Origin of the sequence: Roseomonas rosulenta (assembly GCF_016106005.1) — a bacterium.
Taxonomy (GTDB): Bacteria; Pseudomonadota; Alphaproteobacteria; order Acetobacterales; family Acetobacteraceae; genus Neoroseomonas; species Neoroseomonas rosulenta.
In genome coordinates this window covers 1-8,304 of sequence record NZ_JACADR010000201.1, presented here as the reverse complement: position 1 = coordinate 8,304, position 8,304 = coordinate 1, and the positions used below count along the sequence as shown (strand labels likewise).

General features: G+C 72.4%; 6 protein-coding genes. 2 read left to right on the top strand and 4 right to left on the bottom strand.

The window, feature by feature from the left end:
• On the bottom strand, positions 1-209 hold a 209-nt coding region (locus HW578_RS19300), incomplete at its 3' end, for a low molecular weight phosphatase family protein (RefSeq protein WP_198372343.1).
• A gap of 225 nt (positions 210-434) precedes the next feature.
• On the opposite strand from HW578_RS19300, the gene HW578_RS19295 reads away from it, so the two are divergent.
• Both HW578_RS19295 and HW578_RS19290 read left to right on the top strand, forming a co-directional pair.
• Positions 435-1,481 (top strand): patatin-like phospholipase family protein, encoded by a 1,047-nt coding sequence (locus HW578_RS19295; protein WP_198372342.1) that lies wholly within the window; start codon positions 435-437, stop codon positions 1,479-1,481.
• 4 nt (positions 1,482-1,485) lie between these two features.
• Entirely contained in the window at positions 1,486-2,940 is a 1,455-nt protein-coding gene (locus tag HW578_RS19290) for a GntP family permease (RefSeq protein ID WP_198372341.1), read from the top strand.
• A gap of 21 nt (positions 2,941-2,961) precedes the next feature.
• Here the strand turns inward: HW578_RS19290 and HW578_RS19285 are convergent, their stop codons facing one another.
• The 3 genes from HW578_RS19285 to HW578_RS19275 form a co-directional block, all read right to left on the bottom strand.
• Positions 2,962-4,206 (bottom strand): hypothetical protein, encoded by a 1,245-nt coding sequence (locus HW578_RS19285; protein WP_198372340.1) that lies wholly within the window; start codon positions 4,204-4,206, stop codon positions 2,962-2,964.
• 318 nt (positions 4,207-4,524) lie between these two features.
• Positions 4,525-6,042 carry a M81 family metallopeptidase gene (locus tag HW578_RS19280; RefSeq protein ID WP_198372339.1) on the bottom strand — a complete coding sequence of 506 codons (1,518 nt, stop codon included), beginning with the start codon at positions 6,040-6,042 and terminating at the stop codon, positions 4,525-4,527.
• The coding region (locus tag HW578_RS19275) for a mechanosensitive ion channel domain-containing protein (RefSeq protein WP_198372338.1) at positions 6,039-8,304 on the bottom strand (2,266 nt) is incomplete at its 5' end. The genes HW578_RS19280 and HW578_RS19275, both read right to left, overlap by 4 nt.

The following is an 8,304-nucleotide window of genomic DNA, read 5'->3' as shown; positions in this document are numbered from 1 at the left end:
ACGGCGGGCGGCGGGCGCGCAGGGCGGGCGGCCGGGGCCGGCGCGCTGCGCGCCTCGAGCTGTTCCAGCCGCCGGCGCATCTCATCGAGCTGGCGGCGCAGTTCCGCGATGGTGGCGGCATCGCTGCCTTGCGCGCGCGCGACATCCGGCAGCAGGGCAAGCAGCCCCGCCAGGACCGCGGCGCCGTATCGCGACGTTCCGATGCCCATGCCGCCGCCTTGCCCCCCGAGCCACGGTTCCACCCGGCACCAGCGTGGCCGAGGCGCGAGTGGATCGGAAATCATTTTCGTATGCCGCCCATGCCCCGGCTGTGCGCGTCGTCCCCCCGGGGCAGCGCGCTTCCCTCGCAGCGGTGAACCGGTCTAGTGTCCGCCCGCTTTTGTGCAGCGCAACATTCGCCGGGCGATCCACCCGCCCCCGGGAGACGCGACAAGATGGCCAGGAAGCCCGCCCGCCCCGCCACGGGCCGCGACACGCTGCTGATCGACCTCGCCCTGCAGGGCGGCGGCAGCCATGGCGCCTTCACCTGGGGCGTGCTCGATCGCCTGCTCGAGGAAGGCTGGATCGCCATCGAGGCCGCCTCCGGCACCTCGGCCGGCGCGATGAACGCGGCCGTGTTGGCGCACGGCCTGATGGCCGGCGGGCCCGACGGCGCGCGCGAGGCGCTGGCGCGCTTCTGGAAGAAGGTCTCGGACGCCGCCGCGCTCAGCCCGCTTCGGCGCGGGCCGCTCGATGTGCTGCTCGGGCGCTGGACGCTCGACAATTCCCCGGCCTACCTCGCGATGGACATCGCGACGCGCGTCTTCTCGCCCTACGACCTCGATTTCGGCATGCCCAACCCGCTGGCGGCGATCCTGGCGGAAGTCGTGGACTTCGAACGTCTGCACCAGGCGCCGATCAAGCTGTTCATCACCGCGACCAACGTGCACACCGGGCGCCCGCGGGTGTTCCGCAACCACAACCTCTCGCCCGCCGCGCTGATGGCCTCGGCCTGCCTGCCGATGATGTTCCAGGCGGTCGAGATAGACGGCCAGGCGTATTGGGATGGCGGCTATTCCGGCAACCCGACCATGACGCCGCTGATCGACGAATGCGTCTCGGACGACACCGTCATCATCGGCATCAACCCGGTGCAGCGCCCGGGCGTGCCGAAATCGGCGCGCGACATCCTCAACCGGCTGAACGAGGTCGCCTTCAACGCCGTGCTGCTGAAGGAACTGCAGATGATGGCGCTGCTGCGGTCGGTGGCGGACCCCGGCAACGAGAAGACGGCGCATTGGGCGCGCATGCGCGTGCACCTGGTGCAGAGCGCGATGCTGACCGAGCTCGGCGCGTCGTCGAAACTGAACGCGGAATGGGACTTCCTGACCATGCTGCGCGACGAGGGCCGGCGCGCGGCGGAGGAGTTCCTCGCCACCCATGGCGCGGCGCTCGGCAAGCGCTCCACGCTGCCGATCGAATACCTGCTCGAGAAGGTGTGACGCCATGGGGCTGCTCGGGATCCTCGCCGGCCTCGCGCTGCTCGTCGCGCTGGCCTATCGCGGCTGGTCGGTGCTGCTGCTGGCTCCCGCGGCGGCGCTGGTGGCGGCGGCCTTCGCCGGCGAGCCGCTGCTGGCGCACTGGACCGAGACCTTCATGAACAGCGCGGCGCGCTTCGTCGCGCAGTTCTTCCCGCTGTTCCTGCTCGGCGCATTGTTCGGCAAGCTGATGGAGGATTCCGGCGCGGTCGGCACCATCGCGCGCTGGATGACGAGCACGCTGGGGCCCAGGCGCGCGATCCTGTCGGTGGCGCTGGCGGGCGCGGCCGTCACCTATGGCGGCGTCAGCCTGTTCGTCGCGATCTTCGTGCTCGCACCCATGGCCACCGCGCTGTTTCGAGAGGCCGGGATTCCCCGCCGCCTGATGCCCGGTGCCATCGCGGTCGGCGCCTTCACCTTCACCATGTCCGCCATGCCGGGCACGCCGGCCATCCCGAACGCCATCCCTATGCCCTTCTTCGGGACCACGCCCTTCGCCGCGCCGGGGCTGGGCATCATCGCCTCGGCCATCATGCTCGGCTTCGGGCTGTGGTGGATGCAGCGTGCCGAAGCGCGCGCGCGCGCCGCCGGCGAGGGCTTCGGCGACGACACGCCACCCCCGGTCGATGCCGCCGCGGACGACCCGCTGATCCGCGAACGCGCCTCGGTGGCGCGCGAATTCGACCCGGCGGAAATCCATCGCAGCCAGCCGGCCGCGGCCGGGATGCCGGTGGTGTTGGCCGCGCTGCCGCTGGTCGTGGTGGTGGTGGTGAACCTGGTGATGTCCATGCTGGTCCTGCCCAACATGGATGCGGCCTTCCTGGCCGAACCGCGCTGGGGCAGCACCAGCCTGTCCGCCGTGGCCGGCGTGTGGTCGGTGGCGGTGGCGCTGTTCGTCGCCATCCTCGTGCTGCTGGCGGTCAGCTTCTGGCGGCTGCCATCCCTGCGCGCGACCATGGATGCCGGTGCCAATGCCTCCGTGCTGCCGATCTTCTCGGTCGCCTCGCTGGTCGGCTTCGGCGCGGTGGTGGCCGCCATGCCGGCCTTCGAGGTGGTGCGCGACTGGGTGCTGGGCATCGGCGGCGGGCCGCTGGTCTCGCTCGCGGCGGCCACCACCATCCTGGCGGCGCTGACGGGGTCCGCCTCGGGCGGCCTGACCATCGCGCTGGAGGCGCTGGGGCCGACCTACATGGCGCTGGCCGCGCAGATCAACCTCGATCCCGGGCTGATGCACCGCGTGGCCGTGATCGCCGCCGGCACGCTGGACGCGCTGCCGCACAATGGCGCGGTGGTGACGCTGTTCGCGGTCTGCGGGTCGAACCACCGCGACAGCTACCTCGACATCGTGATGACCACGATCGTCGGCGCCCTGCTGGCGCTGGTGGCGGTGATCGTCCTCGGCAGCCTGATCGGGTCGTTCTGACGCCTGGCAGGCCCCCCGCTTCTACCTGCGCGGGGTCTCCGGCTGGTCGAGCTGCGCCGCGGCGCGCTCGGCGGAGTCGGCGATTGCGTTTGGCGAATCCTTCTCCCGCGGGCGGCAGGCCGCGGCGATCGCGCGCAGCTCCGCCCGCAGGTTCACCCCCGCCGTGCGCAGGCCGTAGGCGGCCACGATCACGCCGGTCGCGAGCGTATGCGCCTCAGCATGGAGTCGCTCACGGCTGTCCTCCGCGGCCGGGTCGATCGCCTCGGCGATGCGCACCACCTCGGCCGCACGCGCACGCACCGCATCGACGAGTTCCACCGGCACCGGCCGCAGGCTCCCGACCAGATACATCCCATCGCGCGCGGCGTCGGGGTCCCCTGACGCGATGCGTTGGGCCAGCACCGGCACGAAGTCGGGCCGCGCGCGGGCGGTGCGCAAGGCCTGGTCGTAGGCCGCGTCGCGCCAGGCGGCGTTGACGAAGCCAAGCAGCGCCGCCGTTGGCGCATCCGCCGGCAGGGCGGCGAAGGCGGCCTGGCGGAGCTGCGCCTCGCCCGGCGGTGGCGGGGGTGGTGGCGCGGGCGGCAGGTGGGGCACGATGCGATAGCGAACCTCCCAGCCGGGGGGCCCGCCAGCCGCCGGACCAGGCGCGATCCAGGCGCTGAATGACGCATCCAGCGCGGCCGGGCGCGCCGGGACGGCGATCGGCACATGCTGCCCTTCCCCCACCAGGCCACCGACAGCGAGCCGCCGTTCGCCCTCGGAGGTGGTGATCGCCACGCGCCCCGGTACGATCCAGTGCCCGTCCTCCAGCCGCGCCTCCTCCGGCCGCCAAGGCCCCGCGCTGAACCGGCGGCGCGGACCGGAGGTCAGCATCGCGTAGCCCGGCTCGCCCGCCGGCTGTCCGGTGCCCGGGGGCAGGCGGAGTTCGAGCGCGAGATCCAAGCGCTGCCCGCCGACCAGCGGGGCGACATCGCGCTGCATCCAGGCCCAGGCGCCGGCGGCGGTGATCACGCCGCCCACCACCAGCACCGCCGCGCCGAAGCCGCGCAGAGCACCCGCCCCGCCCGCCAGCCGGCAGACGATGATGCCCGCGGCGGTGCCGCCGATCAGGCCCAGCAATCCCATGAAGGCGACGAAGTATCCCGACCCGCCCTCGAAGCTGGAGATATGCAGCCAGGGCACCGCGAGATCCGCCACGAGCCCCGCATAGATCATGGCCATCACGCCGGTCAGAAGGCCGAGGAAGGTGGCGGCCATCCAGGACATGATCAGGCTCCGGCGTTCAGGCTGCGATGGATGGGCGCGACAGGCGCCGGACGCGGCGGCAAGGCTCGGCGATCTGCCCGGCTGCCGCGGCGTGCCGGCGCCAAGTCCTCGAAGCGTCGCGGCGCGCGTGGGCACCACCAGACCTGCCGCCGGCGCGGTGCCAGGCAATAGGCGCGGCGCGCCCGGCGGCGCCCCGGGCCGGGATGTCCCGCCTCGGCTCGACCCCGACCCTGCGTGACGACGGCGGCTCCGTCATCGCCTCCCCTCCCGACCACCAGTATTCCCGGCTGCGGGCCGGCTGTCCAAGCGCGCCTCGCGCTACGGCGCCCACTCCATCCCAGGGTCGAGCGGCCAGATCGGCCGCGGCACGGCACGCCAGGGCACGCGGTCCAGCACCACGGTGGTCAGGCCGGGCACGTCCACTTCCAGGATCCGATCCGGCGTGAAGTGCTCGTCGAAGCCGGCGCGGAAATGCCCACGCGACTTCACCACCAGGCTGCGGACCTGCGCGATGTCGATGCCCAGCGCCTCGAGCATCGCCGGTTCGCACAATTGCCGCCGCTGCGTCGCCACCGCCACACGCAGCCCGCCGATGCGCAGCAGCGCCATGGGGCCCATGTCAACCTCCCGTCCGGCATAGATGCCGCGCCGGCCGACGATGCGCCCGTCGTGCAGCGCGATCACCTCGGCCTCGGCCACGAAGGAATGCGAGAAGTGGTTGGTCTCGACCCGATTGAAATGCGCGGTGAAGCGCGCGTCGGGGCCGAGCAGATGCGCCTCCGCCGCCAGCTCCGGGTCGTTGAACACGCCGAGCACCGCGCCCTGCACGCCGGCGGCGTGGAAGGCTTCCAGGATCCAGACGGTGTTGCCGCGCCCGCCGCCGCCCGGATTGTCCGCGACATCGGCGAACAGCAGCGGGGCGGCATGCGGGTCCGCGCCCGCATGCCGCGCGCGCTGCACGGCCTCGGCCAGCGGCAGCAGCCGCGCGGTCCAGCGCCCACGCGAGGACCAGATGAAGCGCGCGATCTCCTCCGCCACCGCCTGCGCCCGCGCCGCATCGGTGCGCGTGGTGACCACCACCGACAGCCCGTTCTTCGGCGTATCCCCGAGCGAGAAGCCCGAGGAGATCGAGACGTTCATCACCTCGTGGTCGAGGAAGCCGCGCCCGAAGGCGATCGCGTCCGCATAGGGCCCGGCATCGGTGTTCTGGCTGGTGGCGGGCGGGATCATCGGCAGCTTCACGAAGCCGCTGCGCGGCCGCATCCCGCCCAGCATGGCGCGCACCGCCGCCGCCGCCTCCGCCCCGCGTTCCGCCATGTCCACATGCGGGTTGGTGACGAAGGCGATCAGCACGTCGGCATGGTCGACCATGGCGCGCGAGACATTGGCATGCAGGTCGAGCGTCGCGATCACCGGCACCTCGGGCCCGACCACCGCGCGCACGCGCGCCAGCAGCACGCCGTCGGGATCGACCTCGACCGTCGCGGAAGCCGCGCCGTGCAGAGAGAGGAACACGCCATCCACCGGCATCGCTGCGCGCAACCCATCCTCCATCCGGTGCAGCAGGTCGTCGAAGACCTCCTGCTCCATGGGGCCGGAAGCGCCCGCACCGGCCGCCAACAGCGGCACCGGCACCCAGGCCCGCCCGGCATCCATGGCGCGCATGAAGCCAGTCAGCGCGGTGGGCGCGCGCGGCGCGGGGCGCGCCAGGTCGGCGGCCAGGGCCTTGCCCTCGAGCCAGCAGGCGGCCTCGAATTCCGCGCGCGTGGCGGGCGGCGCGTGGCCGTTGCTCTCGAGCATGAAGGCGCCGAGCGCGATGCGCGGCGGGCGCATCATTCCTCCACCGCCCGCGCGGTGACCGCCGGGTGCGGCTGCGCGCCCTGCTCGACCACCAGCTTCTGGTGCGGATAGGGGATCTCGATCCCCAGCTCGTCGAAGCGGCGCTTGACGCGGCGGTTCAGTTCGCGCGCCACCGCCCAGCGCTGCGACGGCTCGGTCTTGAAGCGCACGCGGATGATCACGCCGGAATCGCCCAGCCGCTCGACACCCATCACATCGAGGTCGTCGCGGATCGCGGGCCGCCACTTCGCATCCTCGCGCATCTCCGACGCCACGTTGCGAAGCACGTCGGTCACGCGGTCGGTGTCCTCGCCATAGCCGATGTTCACGTCCATCACCGCGAAGGCGAAGTCGCGCGTCATGTTGGTGACCGTGGTCACGGCGCTGAAGGGGATGATGTGAAGGCTGCCATCCACCGCGCGCAGCTTGATCGACCGGATGGACAGCTGCTCCACCACGCCCGACAGCCCACCCACCTGCACCACGTCGCCCACCGCCAGCGCGTCCTCGAACAGCAGGAAGATCCCGGTGATGACGTCGCGCACCAGGGTCTGGGAGCCGAAGCCGATGGCGATGCCGACCACGCCCGCACCCGCGATCAGCGGGGCGACGTTCACGCCGATCTCGGTGAGGATGATGAAGCCGACGATGATGACGATGGTCACCATCAGCGCCGTGCGCAGCATGGGCAGCAGGGTACGTACGCGCGCGCTGCGCGCCGCCTTTGCATCGCGCGACAGGCTGACCAGGTGGCGCTGGATGGCGGCGTTCGCCGCCTCCCACGCCGCCATCGCCACCAGCAGCGTGAAGCCCATCGAGGCGAGCGAGCCCACCAGCCGGTTCCCCAGCTTGCCCTGGCCGAACCAGCCGAAGGCATCGAGGCCCCAGGATTCCAGCAGCAGCAGGACCGCGAGCCCGCCGATGAAGAAGGAGAAGATTCCCTTCAGGATCGGCAAATAGCGGTTCGCCCGCGCCTCTAGCCCCGGGTAGCGGCGCGACAGGTCGGGCGTGATGCGGAAGGCGCGCGCCAGCGTCCGGCGCATCGCCACATCCGCGAGCTTCGCCAGGCCCAGCACCAGTACGGTGAGCAGCGAGACGCGCGAGAGGCGCCAGAAGCCGCCCTGCACCTCCAGCGCCCACACGCCCCAGGCCGCGATCAGCCAGGCGATCGCAAGGATGTGCCAGACCTCCGCCGCGCGGTCGCGCGCAGCGCGCAGCGAGCGGCGCGAGGCTGGCGGGGTCTCGCCCTCGCCCAGATCCGGCGCGCGCAGCGCATCCGACACCGCCGCTCGATTCTGCAAGATGACGATGATGAGGAACAGCGTCACCAGCAGCAGGCAGACGCGAAGAATGGAATCATAGGCGTTCCAGGGCAGGCCGAACTGCAGCCCGGCCTCCGCGGTGGCATAGCCCACGACCAGCACAAAGGTGATGCGGCGCAGCCAGACGGTGATGTAGGCCGCCGTCTCATCCGCCACCGGCAGCAGCCGCAGCATGGGCGAGGCCGGCGAGAGCGCCATGCGCGAGCCCACCATCACCGCGCGCGACGCCATGTAGGCGTTGTTCACGGTCAGCATCACCAGCTCGGTGGTGGGCAGCGGCCCGACCAGGCCGATGCCGCCATAGGAGACGATGGCGAAGGCGCCGATCGGCAGCAGGTCGAGGCACAGCCGCGCGACCACCAGCGGCACGCGGCGCAGCCAGGAGAACAGCTCGCCCTCCGCCGGGGCGCGCGAATCGAGTGCGTCGCGCGCGCGCGCCAGCAGCCGCACCGCCAGCCATTCCGCCACCAGGCCGAGGCCCAGCACCAGGAACAGCTTCCAGGCCGCGTCCATGACCCGGTACTGGGTGACCGGGTCGCGCGCCAGGGACGACAGCCAGGAGACCATGGCCGGCAGGTCGGCGATGGTCTGCACCGCCACGACCAGCTGGTCGGACAATGCGGACAACCGCTGGGACGCGCCCTGGAGCAGCTGCGCGCCGAGCGTATTGGGCGCGAGGATGACCGGTTCGGCCGGCACCGCGGCCGGCGCCGGTGTCGGAGTGGCCGGCGCGGCAGCAGGCGGGGCCGATCCGTTGCCGGGGGTGGTCGCGGTGGCGCCGGCGGCGGTCAGGCCCTGCAGCGTGCGGATCAGTTCGGCGCGGCGCGCATCGTCCTGCAGCAGGCGGAGCAGGCGCTCGGCCTCGGCGGCGCCGGGGGCGGCTTCGGGCGCCGCCGCGGGTTGTGGCGCGGCAGCGCGGGTGGGCGCAGGCTGGGGG